The 24,138-nt window shown below is 72.7% G+C and carries 19 protein-coding genes; 10 read left to right on the plus strand and 9 right to left on the minus strand.

Annotated features, from left to right (window positions below; genetic code table 11):
• The first annotated feature begins 12 nt into the window (after positions 1-12).
• From AC07BF_RS19675 to AC07BF_RS19690, 4 genes are read left to right on the plus strand one after another with little or no spacing between them, the layout of a single operon-like run.
• Positions 13-972 (plus strand): ABC transporter permease, encoded by a 960-nt coding sequence (locus AC07BF_RS19675; RefSeq protein ID WP_363627453.1) that lies wholly within the window; start codon positions 13-15, stop codon positions 970-972.
• The gene (locus AC07BF_RS19680; protein WP_363583851.1) at positions 969-1,955 is read left to right on the plus strand and encodes an ABC transporter permease; all 987 of its coding nucleotides are present in this window, start codon (positions 969-971) and stop codon (positions 1,953-1,955) included. Before AC07BF_RS19675 ends, AC07BF_RS19680 begins: the two co-directional genes overlap by 4 nt.
• Positions 1,955-2,953, plus strand: a complete 999-nt coding sequence (locus tag AC07BF_RS19685; protein ID WP_363583849.1) for an ABC transporter ATP-binding protein — start codon at positions 1,955-1,957, stop codon at positions 2,951-2,953. Before AC07BF_RS19680 ends, AC07BF_RS19685 begins: the two co-directional genes overlap by 1 nt.
• Complete coding sequence (locus AC07BF_RS19690; RefSeq protein WP_363583847.1) at positions 2,950-3,927, plus strand: ABC transporter ATP-binding protein; 978 nt, start codon at positions 2,950-2,952, stop codon at positions 3,925-3,927. The genes AC07BF_RS19685 and AC07BF_RS19690 overlap by 4 nt, the downstream gene beginning before the upstream one ends.
• Positions 3,928-4,132: 205 nt before the next feature.
• On the opposite strand, the gene soxR is transcribed toward AC07BF_RS19690, so the two are convergent.
• The 3 genes from soxR to AC07BF_RS19705 form a co-directional block, all read right to left on the minus strand.
• Positions 4,133-4,615: a redox-sensitive transcriptional activator SoxR gene (gene soxR, locus AC07BF_RS19695; RefSeq protein WP_363377928.1), complete on the minus strand. Its 483-nt coding sequence runs from the start codon at positions 4,613-4,615 to the stop codon at positions 4,133-4,135.
• 240 nt (positions 4,616-4,855) lie between these two features.
• Positions 4,856-7,228: an immune inhibitor A domain-containing protein gene (locus tag AC07BF_RS19700; protein ID WP_363583845.1), complete on the minus strand. Its 2,373-nt coding sequence runs from the start codon at positions 7,226-7,228 to the stop codon at positions 4,856-4,858.
• A 203-nt stretch (positions 7,229-7,431) separates the two neighbouring features.
• Entirely contained in the window at positions 7,432-9,522 is a 2,091-nt protein-coding gene (locus tag AC07BF_RS19705; RefSeq protein WP_478333665.1) for a S9 family peptidase, read from the minus strand.
• Positions 9,523-9,604: 82 nt separating this feature from the next.
• Here AC07BF_RS19705 and AC07BF_RS19710 point away from each other — a divergent pair, with 82 nt between their 5' ends.
• Positions 9,605-10,777, plus strand: coding sequence for an aminotransferase class V-fold PLP-dependent enzyme (locus AC07BF_RS19710; protein ID WP_363583841.1), 1,173 nt, complete (start codon positions 9,605-9,607; stop codon positions 10,775-10,777).
• Between the two features lie 56 nt (positions 10,778-10,833).
• Here AC07BF_RS19710 and AC07BF_RS19715 read toward each other — a convergent pair whose 3' ends face one another.
• Together AC07BF_RS19715 and AC07BF_RS19720 are read right to left on the minus strand one after the other, a co-directional pair.
• Positions 10,834-11,211, minus strand: a complete 378-nt coding sequence (locus tag AC07BF_RS19715) for an ArsR/SmtB family transcription factor (RefSeq protein ID WP_363583839.1) — start codon at positions 11,209-11,211, stop codon at positions 10,834-10,836.
• A gap of 29 nt (positions 11,212-11,240) precedes the next feature.
• Positions 11,241-11,615: a hypothetical protein gene (locus AC07BF_RS19720; protein ID WP_350877952.1), complete on the minus strand. Its 375-nt coding sequence runs from the start codon at positions 11,613-11,615 to the stop codon at positions 11,241-11,243.
• A 344-nt stretch (positions 11,616-11,959) separates the two neighbouring features.
• Between AC07BF_RS19720 and AC07BF_RS19725 the strand changes: the two genes are divergently transcribed.
• Positions 11,960-14,812 (plus strand): DEAD/DEAH box helicase, encoded by a 2,853-nt coding sequence (locus AC07BF_RS19725; RefSeq protein WP_350878048.1) that lies wholly within the window; start codon positions 11,960-11,962, stop codon positions 14,810-14,812.
• 416 nt (positions 14,813-15,228) lie between these two features.
• On the opposite strand, the gene AC07BF_RS19730 is transcribed toward AC07BF_RS19725, so the two are convergent.
• The 4 genes from AC07BF_RS19730 to AC07BF_RS19745 form a co-directional block, all read right to left on the minus strand.
• Positions 15,229-15,531: an NsdA family TPR-like regulatory protein gene (locus AC07BF_RS19730; RefSeq protein ID WP_363583836.1), complete on the minus strand. Its 303-nt coding sequence runs from the start codon at positions 15,529-15,531 to the stop codon at positions 15,229-15,231.
• A gap of 567 nt (positions 15,532-16,098) precedes the next feature.
• Positions 16,099-17,001, minus strand: coding sequence for a 5'-3' exonuclease (locus AC07BF_RS19735; protein WP_478333668.1), 903 nt, complete (start codon positions 16,999-17,001; stop codon positions 16,099-16,101).
• A 58-nt stretch (positions 17,002-17,059) separates the two neighbouring features.
• On the minus strand, positions 17,060-18,127 hold the full coding sequence (locus AC07BF_RS19740; RefSeq protein ID WP_363583834.1) for a cation diffusion facilitator family transporter: 1,068 nt from the start codon (positions 18,125-18,127) through the stop codon (positions 17,060-17,062).
• A 154-nt stretch (positions 18,128-18,281) separates the two neighbouring features.
• The gene (locus AC07BF_RS19745; RefSeq protein WP_371516265.1) at positions 18,282-19,010 is read right to left on the minus strand and encodes a gamma-glutamyl-gamma-aminobutyrate hydrolase family protein; all 729 of its coding nucleotides are present in this window, start codon (positions 19,008-19,010) and stop codon (positions 18,282-18,284) included.
• Positions 19,011-19,162: 152 nt separating this feature from the next.
• Between AC07BF_RS19745 and AC07BF_RS19750 the strand changes: the two genes are divergently transcribed.
• The 4 genes from AC07BF_RS19750 to AC07BF_RS19765 all read left to right on the plus strand — a co-directional run bounded on the left by AC07BF_RS19750 (position 19,163) and on the right by AC07BF_RS19765 (position 24,014).
• Positions 19,163-20,548: a glutamine synthetase family protein gene (locus AC07BF_RS19750; RefSeq protein WP_363583830.1), complete on the plus strand. Its 1,386-nt coding sequence runs from the start codon at positions 19,163-19,165 to the stop codon at positions 20,546-20,548.
• 5 nt (positions 20,549-20,553) lie between these two features.
• On the plus strand, positions 20,554-21,921 hold the full coding sequence (locus AC07BF_RS19755; RefSeq protein WP_478333666.1) for an aldehyde dehydrogenase family protein: 1,368 nt from the start codon (positions 20,554-20,556) through the stop codon (positions 21,919-21,921).
• Positions 21,922-21,927: 6 nt separating this feature from the next.
• A complete protein-coding gene (locus AC07BF_RS19760; protein ID WP_363583826.1) occupies positions 21,928-22,716 on the plus strand; it encodes a 3-oxoacyl-ACP reductase in 789 nt (262 codons plus the stop codon).
• Positions 22,717-22,844: 128 nt separating this feature from the next.
• Positions 22,845-24,014: a DUF2510 domain-containing protein gene (locus tag AC07BF_RS19765; protein WP_400986334.1), complete on the plus strand. Its 1,170-nt coding sequence runs from the start codon at positions 22,845-22,847 to the stop codon at positions 24,012-24,014.
• Positions 24,015-24,138: the final 124 nt, after the last annotated feature.

A 24,138-nucleotide genomic window follows, 5' to 3' on the forward strand; every position in this document is an offset into this window, starting at 1 on the left:
GGGCCGTCGGCGATGAGTACAACCACTGAGCCCGTCGCCGTGGACTCCACGGCGACGGGCCCCGCGAAGGCCACCGGGCGCGGCCCGTGGCGGCTGGTCTGGGACCAGCTGTGGGCCAAGGGATCGGCCCGCTTCGGCCTGATCACGGTCGGCGCCTTGCTGCTGCTGGCCGCCCTGGCCGGCCCGCTGAGCTCGCTCGGCGGCTGGTCCCCCGAGGAGTTCGACAAGCGCGCCATCGACCCGTACCTGGGCGGCATGCCTCGGGGCGACTTCGGCGGCATCAGCGCCCGGCACTGGCTGGGCGTCGAGCCGATCACCGGGCGCGACCTGTTCGCCCGGGTCCTGCACGGCGGGCAGGTCTCGCTGCTGATCGCGTTCACCGCGACCGCCGTCGTCGTCATCACCGGCACCCTGGCCGGCATCGCGGCCGGCTACTTCGGCGGCCGGACGGACACGCTGCTGTCCCGGCTGATGGACCTCACCATGTCCTTCCCCTCGCTGATCTTCATGATCGCGATGATGTCGGTGGCCAAGGACGTCAACCGGATCCTGCTGATCACCCTGGTGATCGGCCTGTTCACCTGGCCCGGCATCGCCCGCGTCGTGCGCGGCCAGACCCTCTCGCTCAAGCACCGCGAGTACGTCGAGGCCGCCAAGGTCGGCGGGGCGCGCTCCTGGCGCATCCTCACCCGGGAGATCCTGCCGAACGTCTCCGGCCCGATCATCGCCTACACCACCCTGCTCATCCCCGGCATGATCGCCACCGAGGCCGCGCTCAGCTACCTCGGTGTGGGCGTCCGCCCGCCGACCTCGTCCTGGGGCCAGATGATCGCGGAGAGCATCGTCCACTACGAGACCGACCCGACGTACTTCCTGATCCCGACGGCTTTCCTGTTCGTCGCCGTGCTCGCGTTCACCCTGCTCGGGGACGCGCTGCGCGACATCCTCGACCCCCGGGGAGGCCGGTCGTGATCCTCTACCTCGGCCGCCGACTGCTCGGCGTGGCGGGCATCCTGCTCGCCATCTGCGCCATCACCTTCACCATCTTCTACCTGCTGCCGAACGACCCGGCGGCGGCGGCCTGCGGCAAGACCTGCAGCCCGGAGCGGCTCGCCGACGTCAAGGCGGCGATGGGCCTGAACAAGCCGATCTGGGAACAGTTCCTCGCCTACCTGGGCGGCATCTTCGCCGGTCGCGACTACGGCAGCGGCCCGAGCGCCGTGCACTGCGGCTTCCCCTGCCTCGGCTACTCGTACGAGTACGGGCTGCCGGTCTGGGACCTGCTCGTCGACCGGCTGCCGGTGTCCATCTCGCTCGCCGTCGGCGCGGCGGTGCTCTGGCTGGTCCTCGGCCTCGGCGCGGGCGTCACCTCGGCGCTGCGCAAGGGCAAGGCCTCCGACAAGACGCTGATGGTGCTCTCGGTCGGCACCGCCTCGTTGCCGGTCTACTTCACCTCGATCATGCTGATCTGGGGTGTCGTCCGTACGGCCGGGCTGCTGCCCTACCCGGCGTACCACAAGTTCACCGAGAACCCCTTCGAGTGGGCCTCCAACCTGCTGCTGCCGTGGATCGCCCTGGCCCTGCTGTACGCGGCCATGTACGCCCGGCAGAGCCGCAACTCGATGATCGAGGCGATGGCCGAGCCGTACATCCGCACCGCCCGGGCCAAGGGCCTGCCGTCGCGGACGGTCACGGTCAAGCACGGGCTGCGCGCCGGGGTGACGCCGATCCTCACCATCTTCGGCATGGACCTCGGCGGCCTTCTGGCCGGTGCGGTCATCACCGAGTCCATCTTCGGCCTGCCCGGCGTCGGCCGGCTGTTCTACGACGGTCTGGGCCGCTCCGACCAGCCCGTGATCCTCGGCGTCACCCTGCTCGCGGCCTTCTTCATCGTCGCGGCGAACCTGCTGGTCGACCTGCTCTACGCGTTCGTCGACCCACGAGTGAGGTACTGATGACTCTCTTGGAGGTCGAGGACCTCAAGGTCTCCTTCGACACGCCCCGCGGCACCGTCCGGGCGGTGGACGGCATCTCCTTCGCCGTCGACGCCGGGCGGACCCTCGGCCTGGTCGGCGAGTCCGGCAGCGGCAAGTCCGTCACCTCGCTCGCCGTCATGGGCCTGCACCGCGGCGCCGCCGTCACCGGCTCGATCCGGCTCGACGGGATGGAGCTCAACGGGCTCGGCGAACGGGAGCTGGGCACCGTCCGGGGCCGCCGGATCGCGATGATCTTCCAGGACCCGCTGTCCAGCCTGCACCCCTTCTACACCGTCGGCGAGCAGATCGCCGAGCACTACCGGGTGCACTTCAAGGCCAACCGCAGGGCGGGCCGCGCGCGGGCGGTCGAGATGCTGGCCGAGGTCGGCATCCCGGAGCCGGCCCGGCGGGTCGACGAGTACCCGCACCAGTTCTCCGGCGGCATGCGCCAGCGCGTCATGATCGCCATGGCGCTCGCCTGCGAACCCGAACTGCTGATCGCCGACGAGCCCACCACGGCCCTCGACGTCACCGTCCAGGCGCAGATCCTCGACCTGATCGCCCGCATCCAGCAGGAGCGCGGCCTCGGCGTCGTCATGATCACCCACGACCTCGGGGTGGTCGCCCGGGTCGCCCACGAGGTGCTGGTCATGTACGGCGGCCGGGCCGCCGAACAGGCCCCGGTGGACCGGCTGTTCGCCACCCCCGGGCACCCGTACACCCGCGGCCTGCTGGACTCGCTGCCGCGCCTGGACGACACCGACGACGCCCCGCTGCGGGCCATCCCCGGCAGCCCGCCGTCGCTGATCGCCCCCGCCCCCGGCTGCTCCTTCGCGCCGCGCTGCGCCCGCACCAGCACCGCCACCGCCGAGGAACACGCCCGCTGCCTGGCCGACCGACCCGAGCTCGGCCCGCTCGGCCCCGGCCACCAGGCCGCCTGCCACCTGCCGCTGGTACCGGAAGGAGCCCGGCCATGACCGAGAACCTGCTGTCCGTACGGGACCTGGTGAAGACCTTCCCCGGCCGACGGAGCCGCACCGGCCGGCCCGGCGCCCCGGTCCGCGCCGTCGACGGCGTCAGCTTCGACGTCGGCAAGGGCGAGACGCTCGGCCTGGTCGGCGAGTCCGGCTGCGGCAAGTCCACCACCGGGCGGATGATCGTCCGGCTGCTCGACCCGACCTCGGGCACCGTCACCTTCGACGGCACCGAGATCGGCGGGCTCTCCCAGGCCCGGCTGCGGCCGCACCGGCGGCACCTGCAGATGGTCTTCCAGGACCCGTACTCCTCGCTCAACCCCCGGCAGACGGTGGCCCGGATCATCTCCGAGCCGCTGCTGCTCCAGGGGTCGAGCGCGGCCGACGCGCGCCGGCGGGCGGGCGAGCTGATGGAACTGGTCGGGCTGATCCCCGAGCAGATCGACCGCTACCCGCACGAGTTCTCCGGCGGCCAGGCGCAGCGCATCGGCATCGCCCGCTCGCTCGCCACCTCGCCGAAGCTGGTCATCGCCGACGAGCCGGTCTCCGCGCTCGACGTCTCCATCCAGGCCCAGGTGGTCAACCTGATGGAGCGGCTCCAGCAGGAGCTCGGCCTGGCGTACGTGTTCATCGCGCACGACCTCTCGGTGGTCAAGCGGGTCTGCGACCGGGTGGCGGTGATGTACCTCGGGCGGATCGTCGAGATCGGCGACAAGGCCGAGGTGTACGGCAGCCCGGCGCACCCGTACACCAAGGCGCTGCTGTCCGCCGTCCCGCTGCCCGACCCGGCGGCGGAGCGCGCGCGGGAGCGGATCGTGCTGCTCGGCGACCCGCCGAGCCCGGCGAACCCGCCGTCCGGTTGCACCTTCCACCCGCGCTGCCCCAAGGCGCAGGAGATCTGCCGCACGGACCGTCCGCTGCTGCAGATCGCCGGGGCGGGTAGCCGGCAGGCGGCCTGCCACTTCCCGGAGGCCTGAGGCCGACCACATAGAGCCGCCGTACCGCCCAGTTGCCCCCACGCCGGGCGGTACGGCACCCAACGGGCGAGGGACGCGATCCCTCGCCGCAGACGCCCGGTCGGGCGCGGCGGGGAACCTCACGAGGGCCGCGTCCGACCGGGTTCCACCATGTTTACGGACCGACCATTCTCACGGACCGTCCGTTTTCATGGCCCGACCGTTTTCACGGTCCGGACGGCCCGCCCGCCTCGCCCGCCGTGCCCGGCAGCAGCCGGCGCGGGCCGGGCCCCTCGGCGGCCAGTTCGTCCCCGGGGTTGAGCACCCGGCAGCGGCGCAGCGACACGCAGCCGCAGCCGATGCAGCCGGTCAGCTCCTCCTCCAGTCGCTCCAACTCGGCCCGCCGGGCGCGCAGTTGTTCGGCCCAGCGCCGCGAGATGCGGTCCCAGTCGTGCTTGCCCGGCATCCGGTCCTCGGGGAGCCCGGTGAACACCTCGGCCACCTCGGAGAGCGGGATGCCGAGCCGTTTGGCGACCAGGATGAGCGAGATCCGGCGCAGCACGTGCCGCCGGTAGCGGCGCTGGTTGCCCGGCGACCGCTCGGAGGAGATCAGCCCCTGGTCCTCGTAGAAGCGCACCGCCGAGGTGGCGATCCCGGCCCGCCGGGCCACCTCGCCGACGCTCAGCAGGTCGACCGGTGCGGTGTCCATGCCTGCTCCTCGACTCCTTGACTTCAAGTCCTGTTGAAGATCTAGCGTACCGGACGTGGTCGGATCATTCGCTGCGCAGAGCATTACTGCCGTTGCCGAGCAGGACAGTTGTCCCCTGGAGTCGGCGCCGAACGGCCCCGCCCGAGGTCGGCGTGAACCGTTCGCCGGGCGCGGTGAGACCCGCGAGCCGGCCCCGGGTCCCTTTTCGTCGGGGGGACCCGGGGCCTTCGCTGTGGGTTCCTACGAGGCCGGGCCGACCCGGACGGTGGTGATCCGCCCGCCCTGGGACTCCCGGACGACCTCGATCCTGGTGTTGGTGTCCGGGACCTTCACCGCGAGCTGCGGGAGGGCCGGGTCGGTGTACGTGCCGGTGTGGTCGTTGAAGACCGGGACGGCCGGCTCGGATGGTATCCGCACCGCGACGCCGCCCTTGTGCAGCGTGAACGCCGTGGTCGGCCTGAGCGAGAACGGCGCGTCGTAGGTCTGCGCCCGCCCGTTGACCAGGGTGCCGTCGGCGAAGCGGACCGCCGCCGGGTGGGCGTCGATCGGCAGGATCAGCCCGCCGCCGGGGTGGTCCTTGGTGTTGTTGTCGCCGTACGCGGTGTCCCACAGCCAGAGCAGGACGCCCTCCTGGTACGGGTAGGCGTCGACGACATCGGCCTTGCCCGCGACGCCGGTGTACCCGAAGTTGTACGGGCCGGTCTTCAGGAACGCGCCGTAGCCGGTGTAGCGGCGGTTCTCGGCGAGGTAGGCGCGCGGGTGCTGCTTGACGGCGGTGCGGCCGGTGATGACGGTGAAGCCGGTGGCGGTCCAGCCGTTGGCGCCGTTCTCGGCGCCGTCGGCGAAGAGCTCGGTGCCGCCGGCGGTGATCCTCACGGCGTCGACGAGCACGCCCCGGCCGTGGGTGTTGCCGTCCGAGGTGGCGTGGAAGCGCAGCCGGACCTGCTGGCCGAGGTAGCTGTCCAGCGGGAGGTGCAGCTTCCGGTAGGTGCCCGAACTGCCGCTGAGCCCGGGGGTGTTGGCGTTGGTGTTGCCGATCGGTGCGCCGTCGACGGTGCCGCCCAGGGCCGTCCAGTGCTTGCCCTGGTCGGTGGAGGCCTCGACGGTGAGGAAGTCGTAGTCCTGCTCGGTGTCGTACCAGGCGGCGGCGTCCAGGGCGGCCGGGCCGGTGGCGGTGCGCAGGTCGACGTCCCGGCTGAGCGAGTTGTCGAGGTTGTCGCCGGTGTCGCTCCACCACTGCCTGGCGCCCTCGTACGGGTCGGCGAGGTCGGTGCTGGTGGTGCTGTCCGGCAGGTGGACGAGCAGCGCCTGGGCCTGGTCGGTGTTGTAGCCGCTCACCCCGAGGGCGTGGCTGGACCGGGTGGCGGCCTGCGCCTCGTCGTAGTCGAGCCAGCCGAACTGGAGCTTGCTCCAGGCGTCGAGGTCGCCGGGGTAGCCGCCGGTGGTGTTCGGCCCCTTGCCGAGGTAGGAGCCGGAGGACATCAGCGACCAGAAGTTGACGCTGTTGTCGCCGCCGTTGGTGCTGTACAGGTCAGGCAGACCGAGGTTGTGGCCGTACTCGTGGGCGAACAGGCCGACGCCGCTGTTCTCGCCGGCCTGGACGTAGTCGTAGACGTAGAGGCCGGTGTCGCCGACCGGCGCGCCGCCGATCTTGTTGCCCTCCGGTCCGGTGCGGCCGGTCGCGTCGGGGAAGGTCCAACTGCGGTGCGCCCACAGCGCGTCGGCCCCCTGGGCGCCGCCGCCCCAGGTCTCGTCGACGCCGGCGTGCACCACGATGACGTTGTCGAGGTAGCCGTCGGGCTGGTTGAACTCGCCGGTCCTGGTGTGGTCGTAGCGGTCGTAGACGTCGTACTGGGCGAGCTGCGCCTTGATGTCGGCCACGCTGCGGCCCTTGGCGATCTCGCCGTCGTACCAGGCCTTGACGGCGTCCCGGATGAACTCCTGGCCCTGGGTCCAGGCGCCGGAGCCCTGCGGGCCCTTGTTGCTGCCGTAGCGGGCCTCGTTGTACGGGACGGTGACCCAGTCGCTGACGGTGCCCTGGACGTCGTAGCGGCCGGAGGACTGGGTGCGGTAGTAGTTGCGCATGGACACGGCGCCGGGCGTGTCGTCGAAGAACATCTTCTGGTAGTAGCCGCGGTCGAAGTCCGGCTCCCACAGCGTGTGGTTGTCGTCCTTGCCCGGCTTGGGGATCTGGTCGTGGCGCGGGCCGGGGGTGCCGCCGTAGCGGGGCTGGCCGTTGTACTGGGTGGTGTTGTCGACCTCGTCGCCGAACTGGGCGAGGATCACGAAGACCTTGTCGGTGCGCTGGTGCGCCAGTTGGACGTAGTCGTTGCCGACCTTCACCTTGGCGGGGGCCCGCTTGCCGGCGGTCTTGGCGACGGCGCCCTGGTTGAGCTGTTCCAGGGCCTTGGTGCGGAGCGCCTGCCGCTCGCGCTCCTGGGGGGCGAGCGGCGCGGGCGGGGCTTCGGCGCCCTGCTCCGCCGGGGCGGCGGCGATCGTGGCGGGGGCGGTCGTGGCGGTGAGGGGAGCGGCCTGGGCGGGGGTGCCCAGCAGGGTGGCGGCTATCGCGCTCGTGGTGAGCGCGGCCGCGAGTGCGGCGGACAGTCTGCGCAACTGACCGGTCCTTTCCGGGGGATGGGGGTCCCGGGCTTCCGGGCGGTCCGGGCTTCCGGGCGCCCCGGGTGGTCCGGGTGGGAGTAATCGTTCGGTGAAGCGCAGGTAATATTTCACATGTCACGGGTCACGTGGAAGAGGTGAGGGCAAGGCGAAGGGCGCCGCACCACCGGTGCGACGCCCCTGCCCGTGAATCCGGAGGCTCAGCCCAAGGACGCCCGCAGGAAGGCGAGTTCGGCCTGGGTGACCTGCTCGTTCACTCCGCCCGGGGTCATGTGGGTGACGCCCGGCAGCGGCAGCACGCTGTGCGGCCGGCCGGCCTTGGTGAGCGCCTCGGAGAGCAGCAGGGTGTGCGAGGGGTGGACGTTGTCGTCGGCCAGCCCGTGGATCAGCAGCAGCGGCCGGGTCAGCCCGGGCGCGTCGGTGACCAGGCAGTCGTCGGCGTAGCCCTCCGGGTTGTCCTGCGGCAGCGCGAGGTAGCGCTCGGTGTACGCGGTGTCGTAGTGCCGGAAGTCGGTGGGCGGGGCGCCCGCGCAGGCGGCGTGGAAGACGTCCGGGCGGCGCAGCACGGCGAGCGCCGCGAAGTACCCGCCGTACGACCAGCCGCGCACGCCGACCCGGCCGAGGTCGAGGTCGGGGTGCTGCCCGGCGAGCGCCCGCAGGGCGTTCACCTGGTCGTCCAGCGCCACCTGGGAGAAGCGGCGGAAGATCGCCCGGGTGAACTCCGGCGAGACGAACGGGGTGCCGCGGTTGTCGGTGGTGACGACGGCGAAGCCCTGGTCGGCCCACCACTGGCGGAGCTGCCAGCGGCGCGGCTCGGCCGCCACGGCCTGGAAGCCGGGCCCGCCGTAGACGTCCAGCAGCACCGGCAGCCGGCGGCCGGGGACGTGGTCGCGCGGGTACACCACGGCGGTGGGCAGGCCGAGTTCGGTGACCCGGGCGAGCCGTGGCCGCACCCGGTAGGGCAGGGTGGCGCTCAGGTCGGTGAGCGGCAGTGCGGGGCCGTCGAGCGAGGCGTCGAGCGAGCCGTCGCGCAGCAGTCGGCGCCGGATGCCGTCGGCGTCGGCGGTGGTGAGCAGCAGGGTGCGGCCGGCGGCGAGTGCGGAGTGCACGCCGGGGCCGGTGGTGACGGGTTCGGGTGCGCCGCCGTCCGGGTCGACCAGGTGGACGTACTGGTCGGCCGGGTCGCCCTGGCCGGTCTCGCAGAGCAGCCGGTCGTCCAGGTGCCCGACCACCCGGCGGATCTGGAGCCCGGTGGTGTCCAGCGGCTTGCCGTCCAGGGCGAGGCCGCGGGCCTGCGTGGTGTCGTGGGCGGTGAGCAGCCGGCCGTCGGTCAGCCGGGCGGGGGTGCCGGGCAGGTCGTCGACCCAGAACTCGTCGGTGGTGCGGGAGAGTTCGCGGGTCTCGCCGGTGGTCGGGTCGGCGGTCAGCAGCAGGACGTGCTGCTGGAGCCGGTCGGCGACGGTGAGCAGCAGCTCCTGGTCGGAGGCCCAGGTGGCGGCGCAGAGGTAGGGGAACGCGGCGGCGTCCCAGCGGAGCCGTACCCGGCTGCGGTCGAGGCCGAGCACCCAGAGCTGGACGTCCGCGTTGGGGCCGCCGGCCTGCGGGTAGGCGAAGTCCTCGGCGGGCTCGCCGGGGTGGGCGGGGTCGGCGAAGTAGCGCCGGGGGAGGGCGGATTCGTCCACCCGGGCGGCCAGCAGCGCGCCGCCGTCGGGGCGCCACCAGTGGCCGCGGGAGCGGCCGAGCTCCTCGGCGGCGGCGAACTCGGCGACGCCCCAGCGGGCGCCGTCGGCGGGGGAGAGCGGTTCGAGGCCGGGGGTGACGTACAGGGCGTCGTCGGCGACGTAGGCGACGCGTTCGCCGGCGGCGTCCGGCCGGGGGTCGAACGCGGGCCCGGCGACGGGCAGTTCGGTGCCGGTGCCGGTGGCGGTGTCGATCCGGAACAGCCGGCCGTCGAGGACGAGGACGGCGGTCGCGAGGTCGGCGGTGGCCGCGTACGTGCCGATGCCGGCGGCGACCAGGCGGGTGCGTTCGCGCAGCCGTCGTTCGACGGCGGGCAGGTCGTCGCGGCGGCCGGCGCGCCCGGGGGCGAGGACGGCCGGGTCGGCGACCAGTCGTTCCTCGCCGGTGGCGGTGTCGAGCAGGTGCAGGCGGTCGACCGGATCCTCGGAACCGGTCGAGCGGAGCAGCAGCAGCCGGGTACCGTCCTCGGCGAGGGTGAACGCGCGCGGCGCACCGAAGGTGAACCGGCCGGTGCGGGCGCTGAGCGACAGGAAGGGGTCGGTGATGGTCACGGCCCGATCGTCGTCTCGGGACACGCCACCCGACCAGTACCCTGTCATGTGAAATGTCACACATCACAATGCGGAGGATGCCGTGATCGAGGACCTGTGGACCGCCGAACCCCCGGCCCCGCTGCCCGCGGCCGACGGGCTGTTCGGCGTCTCACCGGACGCGGCGCACCTGAACCACGGTTCGTTCGGCGCGGTGCCCGTCCCCGTGCAGCGGGCGCAGCAGCGGCTGCGCGCCGAACACGAGCTGGACCCGGACGGCTTCTTCGCCGACCTGCCGGCCCGGGTCGGCGCGGCGCGGACCAGGATCGCCGCCGACCTGGCCGTCGACCCGGGCCGGCTCGCCCTGGTCTCCAACGTCACCGAGGCGGTCGCGATCGCCCTGGACACCATCCCGTTCGCGCCCGGCGACCGGATCCTGGTCACCGACCACGGCTACGGGGTGGTCACCCGGGCCGCCGCCCGCCGGGCCGCCGAGACCGGCGCCGAGGTGGTCGAGGTCGAACTGCCGCTGGACACCCCCGACGAGCAGGCCGTCCGGGAGGCGGTGCTCGCCGCCGTCGACGAGCGCGTCACCGTCGCGGTGCTGGACCAGATCACCTCGCCCACCGCCCGCCTGATCGCCGGAGCGGGCCTGCTCGCCGACCTGCGCGAGCGCGGTGTGACCACCGTCGTGGACGGCGCCCACGCCCCCGGCATGCTGCCCGCCCCGGTCGACCCGAACGCCGACTTCTGGTTCGGCAACCTGCACAAGTGGGCCTTCGCCCCGCGCGGCACCGGCGTGCTCGCCGTCCGCCCGGAGTGGGTGGACCGGGTGCGCCCGCTCACCTTCTCCTGGGAGCACGACCGGGGCTTCCCGTGGAACGTCGAATGGCGCGGCACCTGCGACTACACGGGCTGGCTGGCCGCCCCGGCGGGGTTCGAGCTGCTGCGCGAGCTCGGCCCCGAGGCGGTGGCCGCGCACAACGCCGCGCTCGCCGGGTACGGCCAGCGGGTGCTCGCCGAGCGGGCCGGCCTGTCGCCGCTGCCCGCGACGCCCGGGGTCTCGATGCGCTCGGTCCGGCTGCCGGCCGGGTGCGTCGAGGCGGAGCAGGACGTGAGACCGCTGCGGGACGAGGTGTGGCAGCGGCTCGGCACCCGGATCGCGATCCGCCCGTGGGCCGGCGGCGGGGTGCTGCGGGTCAGCGCGCAGCTGTACAACCGGCCGCGGGAGTACGAGCGGCTGGCGGACGGGCTGGCCGACCTGCTGAAGGGCTGACCGGCTCGCGGGGGCCGGCCTCCGCGCGTGGCTGGTCCGGGCCGGTCCGCGCGTGGCTAGTCCGGGCCGGCCCGCTCGGAGCTGCCTCGTTCGGAGCCGGCCCGGTCGGAGCTGGCCCGCAGCTCGGCGAGCAGCAGGTTCTGGTCGGCGAGCAGCCCGGTGAGGATCCGCCGGGCCGCTCGCAGCAGGTCGGCGACGTCGCCGCCGGCCAGTGTGTACACCACCGTGCTGCCCTCCCGGGTGGCGGTGACGATGCCGGACCGGCGCAGCACCGCGAGCTGCTGGGAGAGGCTGGAGGGTTCGACCTCCAGCTCGGCGAGCAGCCCGCGGACGGGCGTCGGTCCGGCCTGGAGCAGTTCCAGCACCCGGATCCGGACGGGATGGCCGAGCATCCGGAAGAACTCGGCCTTGGCCTGGTAGAGCGCTACCGCCACGAGTCCCCCCTTCCCTGGTGTCGGTCCGCTCAGATCTCCAGCGAGAGTTCGATCCGCTTGAGCTGGTGGCGGGCCATCGCGAGGTTGGAGCGGCCGCGGTTGAGCGCCAGGAAGAGGAAGAGGCCGCGTCCGGTGGGCGTGGTGATCGGTCGGACCATGTGGTACTGGTTGGTGAGGCTGATCAGGATGTCCTCGATCTCGTTGTCGTGCAGGTTGAGCATCTCCATCGCCCGCATCTTGGCGCGGACCACGTCGGTGTTCCCGGCGGCGGCGACGTTGAGGTCCAGTTCGCCGCCGTCGCCGAGGCTGCCGAGCGCCATGCCGCTGCCGTAGTCGACCAGGGCGACGCCGATCGCGCCGTCGATCCCCATGGCCTCTTTGAGGGACGTCTCCAGGTTCGCCATCGTCGGTGTCCTCCCGTGAGTTGGTGGCGGTCGCTCCGCCGTGGCAACGACGGTAGGGAGACCGGCGGCGGTCCACCGGGGATGACCGGAGACGTCCGAAGCTGGTCGGACTCCGATCACTTGAAGATGTTTGCAACTATGGATGTGAGAGGGAAGCGATCCCGGAATGATCCCGCGGCCGATCCCGCCGTGCGGAAGCCCTACGGAGGCCGCACGGAAGCCGCGGGGAAAGCCGTACGGAAGCCGCACGGAAAGTCGCACGGAAAAACGGTGCTATCGATGTCAGTGCCGCCGGGTAACCTCTCGCTGAGATGCGAGATCACACCAACCACACCCGGACGGCGATGAACACCCCTGAGCCCCAGCCCCACGACGACCAGGAGCTCAGCCCCGCCGAGGCGTACGCGGCCAGCCGCCGCCGGGCCAAGGAACAGGCGACCGCGCTCCACGGCTTCCAGCAGCTGTACGACTTCCCGCTGGACGACTTCCAGCTGGAGGCCTGCGAGGCGCTGGAGGCCGGCTCGGGCGTCCTGGTCGCCGCGCCCACCGGCTCGGGCAAGACCATCGTCGGCGAGTTCGCCGTGCACCTGGCCCTCCTGGGCGGCCGCAAGTGCTTCTACACCACGCCCATCAAGGCGCTGTCCAACCAGAAGTACGGCGACCTGGTCAAGCGCTACGGCGCCGCCAAGGTCGGCCTGCTCACCGGTGACAACACCGTCAACGGCGACGCCCCCGTGGTGGTCATGACCACCGAGGTGCTGCGCAACATGCTCTACGCGGGCTCCAGCACTCTCGACGGCCTCGGCTACGTCGTCATGGACGAGGTGCACTACCTCGCCGACCGCTTCCGCGGCGCCGTCTGGGAGGAGGTCATCATCCACCTCCCCGAGTCGGTCACCCTCGTCTCGCTCTCCGCGACCGTCTCCAACGCCGAGGAGTTCGGCGACTGGCTGGACACCGTGCGCGGCGGCACCCGGGTGATCGTCTCCGAGACCAGGCCCGTGCCGCTGTGGCAGCACGTGATGGCCGGCAACCGGATGTACGACCTGTTCGCCAACCCCGACCGGGACGGCCGCCCCAAGGACGGCCCGCGCAACCCCGGCAAGGCCGTCAACCCCGAGCTGGTCCGGCTCGCCCGCTCCGAGCTGGACCGCAACCCGCGCGACCGGTTCGGCCGCGGCCGGGGCCGCAGCATGCCCAACGGGCGCCCCGGCCGGGTCTGGACGCCGGGCCGGGTGGACGTCATCGACCGGCTCGACGCCGAGGGGCTGCTGCCCGCGATCACCTTCATCTTCAGCCGGGCCGGCTGCGAGGCCGCCGTCCAGCAGTGCCTCAGCTCCGGCCTGCGGCTCAACAAGGACGCCGACCGCGCCCTCGTCCGGGCCTTCGTCGAGGAGCGCTGCGCCGACATCCCCGACGAGGACCTGCACGTCCTCGGCTACTTCGAGTGGCTGGACGGGCTGGAGCGCGGCATCGCCGCCCACCACGCCGGGATGCTGCCGCGGTTCAAGGAGGTGGTCGAGGAGCTGTTCGTGAAGGGCCTGGTCAAGGCCGTCTTCGCGACCGAGACCCTCGCGCTCGGCATCAACATGCCCGCCCGCTCGGTGGTCATGGAGAAGCTGGTCAAGTGGAACGGCGAGACCCACGCCGACATCACCCCCGGCGAGTACACCCAGCTCACCGGCCGGGCCGGGCGCCGAGGCATCGACGTCGAGGGCCACGCCGTGGTGCTCTGGCAGCGCGGCCTCGACCCGGAGGCGCTGGCCGGCCTGGCCGGCACCCGCACCTACCCGCTCAAGTCCTCGTTCCGGCCGTCCTACAACATGGCCGTCAACCTGGTCTCCCAGTTCGGCCGGCACCGCTCGCGCGAACTGCTGGAAACCTCCTTCGCCCAGTTCCAGGCCGACCGCTCGGTGGTCGGCATCGCCCGCCAGGTCCAGCGCAACGAGGAGGGGCTGGAGGGCTACCGCGAGTCGATGACCTGCCACCTCGGCGACTTCGACGCGTACATGGACCTGCGTCGCCGGCTCAAGGACCGGGAGAACGAACTCGCCCGCGAGGGCAGCAGCCAGCGCCGCGCGGCCGCCGTCGAGTCGATCGAGCACCTCAAGCCGGGCGACGTCATCCACGTCCCCACCGGCAAGTTCGCCGGCCTCGCCCTCGTCCTCGACCCGGGCCTGCCGCCGGTCAGCCGCAACGGCCGGGTCGGCCGCCACCCCGACTTCCAGGACGGGCCCCGCCCGGTGGTGCTCACCGCCGAGCGGCAGGTCAAGCGGCTCGCCATGATCGACTTCCCGTACCCGGTCGCCGCCGTCGAGCGGGTGCGCATCCCCAAGTCCTTCAACCCGCGCAGCCCGCAGTCCCGCCGGGACCTCGCCTCCGCGCTGCGCACCAAGGCCGGCCACCTCGAACCCGAGCGGTTCCGCCGGGGCCGCGCGGCCGCCGCCGACGACCAGGAGATCACCCGGCTGCGCACCGAACTGCGCCAGCATCCCTGCCACGGCTGCGACGAGCGCGAGGACCACGCCCGCTGGGCCGAGCGCTACCACCGCCTGCACCGCGACACCGAGGTACTGGAACGCCGGATGCGCTCCCGCACCCACACCATCGCCCGCACCTTCGACCGGGTCTGCGGGCTGCTCACCGACCTCGGCTACCTCAGCGGCGACACCGTCACCGACGACGGCAAGCGCCTCGGCCGGCTCTACGGCGAACTCGACCTGCTCGCCTCCGAGTGCATCCGCGAAGGCGTCTGGAGCGGCCTGGACGCCGCCGAACTCGCCGCCTGCGCCTCGGCGTTGGTCTACGAGGCGCGCCAGTCCGACGACGCCACCGCCCCCCGGGTGCCGGAGGGCGCGGCCAAGGAGGCGCTCGGCCAGATGGTCCGGATCTGGGGCCACCTGGACGCCCTGGAGGAGCAGCACCGGATCAACACCGCCGAGGGCGTCGGCCAGCGCGAGCCCGACCTCGGCTTCGCCTGGGCCGCCCACCGCTGGGCCCTCGGCCACAGCCTGGACCAGGTGCTGCGCGACGCCGACATGCCGGCCGGCGACTTCGTCCGCTGGACCAAGCAACTGATCGACGTCCTCGGCCAGATCCAGGACGCGGCCGGCGAGGACGCCGAACTGCGCCGGACGGCCCGCAAGGCCGTCGACGGCCTGCGCCGCGGCATCATCGCCTACTCCTCGGTGGGCTGACCGCCGAACGCAAGGGGCCCGCCCGTTCACCCCGAACGTGCGGGCCCCTGGCGTGCCCGGCGGCTTCCGTCCCCCACCCCCGTGCGGCTTCGGCTTCGCCTCGCCGCTGGGGCTTCCTGCGCAGAGGAAATGCCTCTGCCCCCGCCGATGACAGGGGCAGAGGCATTCTGATGACAGAAGCGAGATTCCAAGCCGGTGCCGCTTCGGCGGGGCCGAAGCGGCACCGGAATTGTGAGCGGTTGCACGGGAAGTCGATCAGGTCGACTTCTCGTGGAGAAGAGGCAGCCGAAACGAGCGAGGCGACGCCGATGGTCAGGGTGTGGGAAGCGCCGGGGCGAAGTAGTCGCGGAGCATCTCCGTGGTCCATGCGGGTTGGCGCACTTCTCCGCGCGGGCCGAACTCCTCGAACCAGGGCTTCACTTCGATGACCGGCGTGCCCGAAGGAGTGCGGCGTTCGCCTCGGCGGCGCGCCCCGCAGCGGCGAGAGCGCGTGCGTGGACGACGCCGAGCAGAGACCGTTCGCGAGGGCTGGCGAGCCGGAATCGGTCGCCGACCATCGACGCCTCGGCGACCCTGACAGCATGGTGCGGCTTCCGGAGGTCGACCGCCTGGTGGGCCATGGCGCGCAGGACGTGGCCGGCCATCGCGGGGTCGTCAGCCTCGGCCGCCAGCTTCACGGCGACGGTGTAGTAGTGCTGGGGGATGTTCCCGGAGAGCATGACGCCTTGGCGGCCCCACTGAGTGACGGATGCCCGGCTCGGTCGTGCCGGATCGTTGTGACTGGCCGCAACGGCGCACAAGGCCCGGGCGAGGGCTTCGTTCGGTCGGCCTGTTTCCCGGATGAGCCGGCCCAGCCGCGGCCATCGCGCATCTCTCACTCAACGAGCATGCCTACTCGGAGAGTTGCGCGATGGCTCCCTTATGACCAGGGGTTACACCAAGATCCCTGCTACACCACTCGTCGGGACGCCATCCGTCAACCACTGCGATCTCGTGATCATCACTCAACTCCCGTGCCGATCAAAGCCATCGGCAGGACGTTAAGCGGTCGAGATTCGCCGGCGGGATCGTGATTTTCGAATATTCCGGCTCGGGCGGCTGGGGTTCGTGGGAATTCTCAGGCAGAACCGAGTGCCCTGCGGCACCGCGTGATGATGCGGTGGGCTTCCGGCCTCCTCCTGCGGAAGGTCCAGGCGTTCGGCGTCGGCCCGACAGAGGTACCGGGTGTCCTCGCCGACGGCGTTGTTTCGCCTGGGGCGGCGGAAAGAGGCCCCTCTGCCGGGGGCTCAGCGGGCGGAGAGGGACTCCAGGAGGCGGTCGAGGGAACTGCCGAGGCCCCAGCGGGTGGAGAGTTCCTCCAGGGTCATCGGGTCGAGCGGTTCGTGGGGGAGGGCCGGGTCGAAGGCGGGGAGGGGGGCGTCGGGGGCGACGCGGACGACGGTGGGGGCGACGTCGAGGTAGGCGGCGCCTTCGACGAGGTTGCGGCGGCGGGCGGGGGTGAGCTTGGAGGAGAGGTCGAGGGCGGCGGCGCGGATGGTGGTGAGGTCGCCGTACTCGTTGATGAGCTGGGCGGCGGTCTTCTCGCCGATGCCCTTGACGCCGGGCAGGCCGTCGCTTGGGTCCCCGCGCAGGGCGGCCATGTCGGCGTACTGGGCGCCGCGCACGCCGTACTTCTCCAGGAGCAGCGCGTCGTCGGTGACCTGGAGGTTGCCCATGCCCTTGACCGGGTAGAGCACGGTGATCCCGCGGGCGTCGTCGACCAGTTGGAACAGGTCGCGGTCGCCGGTGACGATCTGCACCGGGCCCTTGGCGTGGGCGGTCAGGGTGCCGATGACGTCGTCGGCCTCGTAGCCGGGGGAGCCGACCCGGGCGATGCCGAGCGCGTCCAGCACCTGTTCGATCACCGGGACCTGCGGGGCGAGCGTGTCCGGCACCTCCTCCTCGCCGTCCTCGGCGGCCTCGGCGACGCGGTGGGTCTTGTACGAGGGGAGGAGGTCCACCCGCCACTGCGGGCGCCAGTCGGCGTCCATGCAGGCGACGAGCTGGTCGGGGTGGTGGTCGTGGACCAGCCGGGCGATGAAGTCCAGCAGGCCGCGGACGGCGTTGACCGGTTCGCCCTGCGGGGAGCGCAGGGTGTCCGGCACGCCGTAGTAGGCCCGGAAGTACAGGCTGGCGGAGTCGAGGAGCATCAGTCGCGGTGCGGTCACGTGTCAGATCATGCCGCACCGCGACGACAGGAGGGCGGCTTCAGTGTTCGTGCGGGCCGGCGCGGTGGACCGGGCCGTGCGCGTCGGCGCAGTGTTCGGCGGGTTGTTCGCCCGGGGCGGCGATCTGGAGCAGGGCGCCGGCCGCGTCCTCGCCGACGTGGTCGACCTGGAGCGTGCTGTGGGTGATGCCGTACTCGTCGGCCAGTCCGCGCTGGAGCTCGCGCCGGACGGCGTGGCAGTCGCCGCCGGGGGTGACCAGGATGTGCGCGGACAGGGCCGGCTGGTTGGAGGTGATCTCCCAGATGTGCAGGTCGTGGATCTCCTCGACCAGCGGCTGGGCGACCATCCGGTCGGCCACCGCGTCCGGGTCGATGCCGGCCGGGGCGGCCTCCAGGAAGATCCGCCCGGAGTCGCGGACCAGGCCGATGCCGGCCTTGAGCATCAGCGCGACCACGATCAGCGAGGCGATCGCGTCGGCCCGGACGAAGCCGGTGGTCAGCATGACGGCGCCGGCGACGGCGGTGGCGATGAACGCGTACAGGTCGGTGAGCACGTGCTGGAAGGCGCCCTCGACGTTCAGCGAGCTGCGGTTGGCCTTCGACATGCACCAGGCGGCGGCCAGGTTGACCACGATCCCGATCAGCGCGGTGACCAGCACCAGCGAGCCGGCGACCTCCGGCGGCTCGAACAGCCGGGTGACGGCCTCGTAGCCCAGCCAGGCGGACAGCACCAGCAGGGTGACGCCGTTGGCCTGGGCGGACAGGATCTCGGCGCGCTTGAGGCCGTACGTGTAGCCGCCGCGGGCCGGGCGGGCGGCGAGGCGCATCGCGACCAGCGCGAGGACGATCGAGGCGGCGTCGGTGAGCATGTGCGCCGCGTCGGAGATCAGGGCCAGGGACTTCGCGGCGAAGCCGACCACGACCTCGCCGGCCATGAAGACGACGATGAGGGTGAGGGCGCCGAGCAGCCAGCGGCGGTCGGCGTCGGCGGCGACACCGTGCGAGTGGCCGCTGTGCCCGCCGTGTCCGCCGTGCCGGTGTCCGCCGTGGTCGTGCGCGTGCTTGTGGTCATGCGCATGATCAGTGTGGGAATGCTCGTGCCCGGCCATCGAAGTCCTCTCTGGACGCACGGGTGGGGAGGGGAGGGGCGCGATCGCCCTGCACTCGAAGTGAACCGCAGAACGGACAAAGATCCAAAGGCTGTACTGGTGACCGTTGTCGTTGCCGTTGAGCGGTCGTTCCGAGGGGGCGGGCGCGCCTCGGCTACCCGATCAGCGCGGTGTCCAACTGCGCCGCGGTGGCCGCCCGCACCAGGGCCCGCATCACCCGCAGGTCGTCCCCCTGTTCCGGGTGCCACTGCACGCCCAGGGTGAATCCCGGGCCCTCGACCGCCTCGACCGTCCCGTCCGGCGCGTGGGCCGAGACCCGCAGGCCCGCCCCGATCCGGTCGACGGCCTGGTGGTGGAAGGTCGGCACCTCCACCTCGCTCTCCGGCAGCAGCCCGCCGAGCAGCGTCCCCGGCACCGGCCGCACCAGGTGCGTTCCGTAGCCGCCGTCCGCGCCGCCGTGGACGTCCACCGGCACGACGTCCGGCAGGTGCTGGACGAGGGTCCCGCCGCAGACGACGTTGAGCACCTGCATGCCCCGGCAGATCCCCAGCAGCGGCATCCCGGCCGCCAGGGCCGCCCGCAGCAGGGCCGACTCCCACCGGTCCCGTTCGGGGGAGTCGACCTCGGTGCGGGGGTGGGCGGGCTGGCCGTAGTAGGCGGGGTCGATGTCGGGCCCGCCCGCGATGACGAGGGCGTCGAGCCGGGCGAGCACCTCGGGTGCGCGGTCGGGGGAGTCGGGCGGGAGCAGCACCGCGATCCCGCCGGACTCCTGGACGTACGCGGTGTACCGCTCGGGCACCAGGGCCACCCGGCGGCCCTGCCAGTTGCTCCAACTCGCGTCGACCAGGTAGGTGCTGACGCCGATGAAAGGCCTGCGATCCATGGCGGGCATTCTCCACCCGCACCGCCTGATCCCCCGTCAACCACGCATGTCGGCGCGCCACACCTGCCCGCCCTCTTCCGCGCCGTCCGCCGCAGGCCGTACGGTTCGCTGTGACCGCTTGAACTCGAAGAGTGATCGTGGAGGGTTTCGTCATGCCCGAGAACGCCGCCGCGGGCGTGCCGCCCCGGGCGCCGCTGACCCTGGACGAACTGCGCATGCTGGTGGACACCGGCGAGGTCCACACCGTGGCGCTGGCGTTCACGGACATGCAGGGGCGCTTGCAGGGCAAGCGCTTCGCCGCCCGCTTCTTCCTGGACGAGGTGGTCGAGCACGGCGCCGAGGCCTGCGACTACCTGCTCGCCGTGGACGTCGACCTGAACACCGTCGACGGCTACGCCTTCTCCTCCTGGGCCACCGGCTACGGCGACTTCGCGATGCGCCCCGACCTCGGCACCCTGCGGCTGACCCCCTGGCAGCCGGGCACCGCGCAGGTGACCGCGGACCTGGCCCGGCACGGCGGCCACCCGGTGGACGCGGCCCCCCGCCAGCTGCTGCGCCGCCAGATCGCGCGCCTGGCGGAGTACGGGCTGGCCGCCGACATCGGGACCGAGCTGGAGTTCCTGGTGTTCCGGGACACCTACGAGCAGGCCTGGCTGGGCGGTTACCGCGGCCTGACGCCGGCGAACCTGTACAACGTGGACTACTCGATGCTGGGCACCGCCCGGGTCGAGCCGCTGCTGTCCCGGATCCGCAACGAGATGGCGGGCGCCGGGCTGGTGGTGGAGTCGGCCAAGGGCGAGTGCAACCTCGGCCAGCACGAGATCGCCTTCCGCTACGCGGACGCGCTGACCACCTGCGACCAGCACAGCGTCTACAAGACGGGCGCGAAGGAGATCGCCGCGCAGCAGGGGTGCGCGCTGACCTTCATGGCCAAGTACAACGAGCGCGAGGGCAACAGCTGCCACATCCACCTGTCGCTGCGCGACGCGGTGGGCGCGCCGGCCTTCGCCGACCGGGACGGCCGGATGACCGACACCATGCGGCACTTCCTGGCCGGCCAGCTGACGGCGCTGCGCGAGTTCAGCCTGCTGTACGCGCCGAACATCAACTCCTACAAGCGCTACCGCCAGGGCTCGTTCGCCCCGACGGCGGTGGCCTGGGGCCGGGACAACCGGACCTGCGCCTACCGGGTGGTCGGCCACGGCCCGGGCCTGCGGATGGAGAACCGGGTGCCGGGCGGGGACGTCAACCCGTACCTGGCGGTGGCCGGGATGATCGCGGCCGGCCTGCACGGGCTGCAGCGGAAGCTGGAGCTGCCGGCGCCGTGCCTGGGCAACGCCTACGCCGTCGAGGAGTACGCCCGGGTGCCCGGTTCGCTGCGCGAGGCCGCGGAGTTGTGGGCCGACAGCGAGCTGGCCCGGGTGGCCTTCGGCGACGACGTGGTCGAGCACTACCTGAACATGGCCCGGGTGGAGCAGTGCGCCTTCGACGGCACCGTCACCGACTGGGAGCGCTACCGATCCTTCGAACGGATGTGAGGCCGATGACCGACCCCACCGTCAGCACCGTCCGCAATCCCGCCACCGGAGAGGTGCTCGCCACCGTCCCGGACACCACTGCGGGGCAGGTGGACGCGGCGGTCCAGCACGCGTCGAAGGCCCAGCCGGCCTGGGCGGCGCTGGCACCGGGCGAACGGGCCCGGCTGCTGCGCCGGTTCGCCGACCAGGTCGAGGTGCACGTGCCGGAACTGGCCGCACTGGAGGTGCGCGAGGCCGGCCACACCGTGGGCAACGCCCGCTGGGAGGCCGGCAACGTCCGGGACCTGCTGGAGTACGCGGCCGGGGGAGTGGAACGCCTGACCGGCCGCCAGATCCCGGTGGCCGGCGGCCTGGACGTGACCTTCCACGAGCCGGTCGGCGTGGTCGGGGTGATCGCGCCGTGGAACTTCCCGATGCCGATCGCCGCCTGGGGCTTCGCGCCCGCCCTGGCGGCGGGCAACGCCGTCCTGCTCAAGCCCGCCGAGGCGACCCCGCTCACCGCACTGCGGCTGGCCGAACTCGCCCTGGCGGCAGGGCTGCCGGAGGGCCTGTTCCAGGTGCTGCCGGGCCCGGGCGGGACGACCGGCCGGGCCCTGGTGGACCACCCGGCGGTCCGCAAGATCGTCTTCACCGGCTCGACCGTGGTCGGCAAGGAGGTGGCCGCCCGCTGCGCGGCCCGGGCCAAGCGGGTCACCCTGGAGCTGGGCGGCAAGAGCCCCAGCATCGTCTTCGCCGACGCCGACCTGGCCCGCGCCGCGGACCCGATGTCCTTCGCCGACAACAGCGGCCAGGACTGCTGCGCGCGCAGCCGGATCCTGGTCCAGCGGGAGGCGTACGACGACTTCCTGGCGCTGCTGCTGCCCGCCGTCGAGGCGCTGCGCACCGGCGACCCGGCGGACCCGGAGACCCGGCTGGGCCCGCTGATCTCGGCCGCCCAGGTGCGCCGGGTCGCTTCCTACGTCACCCCGGACCTGCCGGTGCTGGCCCGCGGCGCGGTGCCGGACGGGCCCGGCTACTGGTACCCGCCGACGGTGATCGCGCCGACCGACCCGGAGGTGCCGGCGGTCACCGAGGAGATCTTCGGCCCGGTCGCCGCCGTGCTGCCGTTCACCGACGAGGCGGACGCGCTGCGGCTGGCCAACGCCACCCGCTACGGCCTGTCCGGCTCGATCTGGACCAGGGACCTCGGCCGGGCGCTGCGGCTGGCCCGCGGCGTCGCGGCGGGCAACCTGTCGGTCAACTCGCACTCCTCGGTGCGGTACTGGACGCCGTTCGGCGGTTACGGCGAGTCCGGGGTCGGCCGGGAGCTGGGGCCGGACGCGCTGCGCCACTTCACCGAGACCAAGAACGTCTTCATCCACAGCGAGGAGTAGCAGCCGATGACGGAGAACGACGCCCCGGTGTGCCGCCGCCTGGTCGGCCGCACCGCCGTGATCACCGGCGCCGGCAGCGGGATCGGCCTGGCGGCGGCCCGCCGGCTCGCCTCGGAGGGCGCGAAGGTGGTCTGCGCGGACGTGGACGAGCAGTCCGGGCGGGCGGCCGCGAAGGAGGTCGGCGGCCTGTTCGTGCACACCGACGTCACCGACCCGTACATGGTCGAGGCGCTGTTCGACGAGGCGTACGAGACGTACGGGAGCGTGGACGTCGCGTTCAACAACGCGGGCATCTCGCCGCCGGAGGACGACTCGATCCTGACCACCGGCCTGGACGCCTGGCGCAAGGTCCAGGAGGTCAACCTGACCTCGGTGTTCCTGTGCTGCAAGGCCGCGCTGCCGTACATGCGGCGGCACGGGCGGGGCTCGATCATCAACACGGCCAGCTTCGTGGCCCGGATGGGCGCGGCCACCTCGCAGATCTCGTACACCGCCTCCAAAGGCGGGGTGCTGGCGATGTCCCGGGAACTGGGCGTGCAGTTCGCCCGGGAGGGGATCCGGGTGAACGCGCTGTCACCGGGGCCGGTGGACACCCCGCTGCTGCGGGAGCTGTTCGCCACGGACCCGGAGCGGGCGGCCCGCCGGCTGGTGCACATCCCGCTGGGCCGGTTCGCCCGGGCCGAGGAGATCGCCGCCGCGGTGGCCTTCCTGGCGAGCGACGACTCGTCCTTCATCACGGCGAGCGAGTTCCTGGTGGACGGCGGCATCTCGGGCGCCTACGTGACCCCGCTGTAGCCCCGGGCGGGCGCGACGGTCCTGAGCGTGCCCGACGCACCCCTTCTCACCGTAATCTCATCGAAAACCACCGGAATTCGAGGCCGCGCTGATTTCGCGTTTATCCGCGTGCCTTTAGATTCTCTGTTGTGAGCGAGCAGATTCCCGCCGGGTGGTACCCGGACCCGAAGGACACCGGCGGCGACCCGAGGCCGCAGCGCTGGTGGGACGGCAGGGGTTGGACGGCCAGCACCCGGCCCGCACCCTCGGACGCCCCGGAGCCGGTACCCCCGGCGGCCGGGGCTCCGGGGCCGGGGCCGGCCGACGAGCCCACGGTGCTGCAGGGCGAGGTGCTGGACAGCGGGCCGACCGTCCGCTACCCGGAGCCGCCGCCCTTCGGCACCGCCTACGGCTCCGAGGCGCCGCCGCCGCGCAAGCCCCGGCGCCGGCCGTCCCCGATGGTGATCGCCGCCACCGTCGCGGCGCTGCTCGGCCTGGGCACCGGCTCCGGGATCACCTACCTGGCGATGGACGGCCACAGCGACAACCGCCCGCAGCGCAGTGCCCGGCAGGCCGTGCCGAACGGCGAGAACGGCCCCTGGAACGGCTTCCCGGGCCTCGGCGGGAACGGGAACGGCGGGAACGGGAACGGCAACAACGGGAACGGTGGCAACAACGGCGGCAGCGGCGACGGCAGCAACGGGACCGGTGGCAACGGCGGGCCCGGCGGGAACGGGAACGGCGGCAGCGGCAAGACCAGGCCCGGCGGCGGGAACGCGATCGACCTGGTGAACGGGCTCACCCTGCCCGTCCCCTCCGGCTGGCAGGGCGGCTACACCAGCGACGGCTACGCCGCGCTCACGGTCGGCGCCTACACCTGCCCGGACGGCAGCGAATCGTGCACCCTCGGCGGGGTGACCACCGGCCGGATCGACGGCGGCGGCACCGACGCCCAGGCCGCCGCCAAGGCCGACATCGAGAAGGCGGCCAAGGACTCGTACGGCGCCATCACCGGGCACCAGGAGCTGAAGTCCGAGGCGGTCAAGGTCAACGGCCAGGACGGCTACCTGGTCCGCTGGAAGGTCGACGCTCCCAAGGGCAACAACGGCTACGTGCAGACGGTGGTCTTCCCGTCCACCGACGGCAAGACGCTGATCTCCGTGCACTTCGGCTTCGACATCGCCGACAAGGCGCCGGACCTCGGCCTGATGGACACCATCGTCAACGGCATCGCCGACTTCAAGGGCAAGCTGCCGTCCATCCCGGGCGGCGGGCTTCCCGGCGGCGCCACCGGTGGCACCGGCGGCACCAGCACCTGAGCGGCACCAGCACCTGGGCCACCCGCTCCTCACACGGCGGGGGGGGGGGGGGGGGGGGGGGGGGGGGGGGGGGGGGGGGGGGGGGGGGGGGGGGGGGGGGGGGGGGGGGGGGGGGGTGGAGGGG

This window comes from Kitasatospora sp. NPDC043950 (genome assembly GCF_056435345.1).

Excerpts from the sequence above, each read along its gene's own strand:
- AC07BF_RS19685 (WP_363583849.1), top strand. The coding sequence starts at position 1,955 with ATGACTCTCTTGGAGGTCGAGGACCTCAAGGTCTCCTTCGACACGCCC.
- AC07BF_RS19720 (WP_350877952.1), bottom strand. The coding sequence starts at position 11,615 with ATGGCGAACCTGGAGACGTCCCTCAAAGAGGCCATGGGGATCGACGGC.
- AC07BF_RS19730 (WP_363583836.1), bottom strand. The coding sequence starts at position 15,531 with ATGCTCTCCGGGAACATCCCCCAGCACTACTACACCGTCGCCGTGAAG.
- soxR (WP_363377928.1), bottom strand. The coding sequence starts at position 4,615 with ATGGACACCGCACCGGTCGACCTGCTGAGCGTCGGCGAGGTGGCCCGG.
- AC07BF_RS19755 (WP_478333666.1), top strand. The coding sequence starts at position 20,554 with ATGACCGACCCCACCGTCAGCACCGTCCGCAATCCCGCCACCGGAGAG.
- AC07BF_RS19760 (WP_363583826.1), top strand. The coding sequence starts at position 21,928 with ATGACGGAGAACGACGCCCCGGTGTGCCGCCGCCTGGTCGGCCGCACC.
- AC07BF_RS19690 (WP_363583847.1), top strand. The coding sequence starts at position 2,950 with ATGACCGAGAACCTGCTGTCCGTACGGGACCTGGTGAAGACCTTCCCC.
- AC07BF_RS19740 (WP_363583834.1), bottom strand. The coding sequence starts at position 18,127 with ATGGCCGGGCACGAGCATTCCCACACTGATCATGCGCATGACCACAAG.
- AC07BF_RS19750 (WP_363583830.1), top strand. The coding sequence starts at position 19,163 with ATGCCCGAGAACGCCGCCGCGGGCGTGCCGCCCCGGGCGCCGCTGACC.
- AC07BF_RS19675 (WP_363627453.1), top strand. The coding sequence starts at position 13 with ATGAGTACAACCACTGAGCCCGTCGCCGTGGACTCCACGGCGACGGGC.
- AC07BF_RS19735 (WP_478333668.1), bottom strand. The coding sequence starts at position 17,001 with ATGCTCCTCGACTCCGCCAGCCTGTACTTCCGGGCCTACTACGGCGTG.
- AC07BF_RS19725 (WP_350878048.1), top strand. The coding sequence starts at position 11,960 with ATGAACACCCCTGAGCCCCAGCCCCACGACGACCAGGAGCTCAGCCCC.
- AC07BF_RS19745 (WP_371516265.1), bottom strand. The coding sequence starts at position 19,010 with ATGGATCGCAGGCCTTTCATCGGCGTCAGCACCTACCTGGTCGACGCG.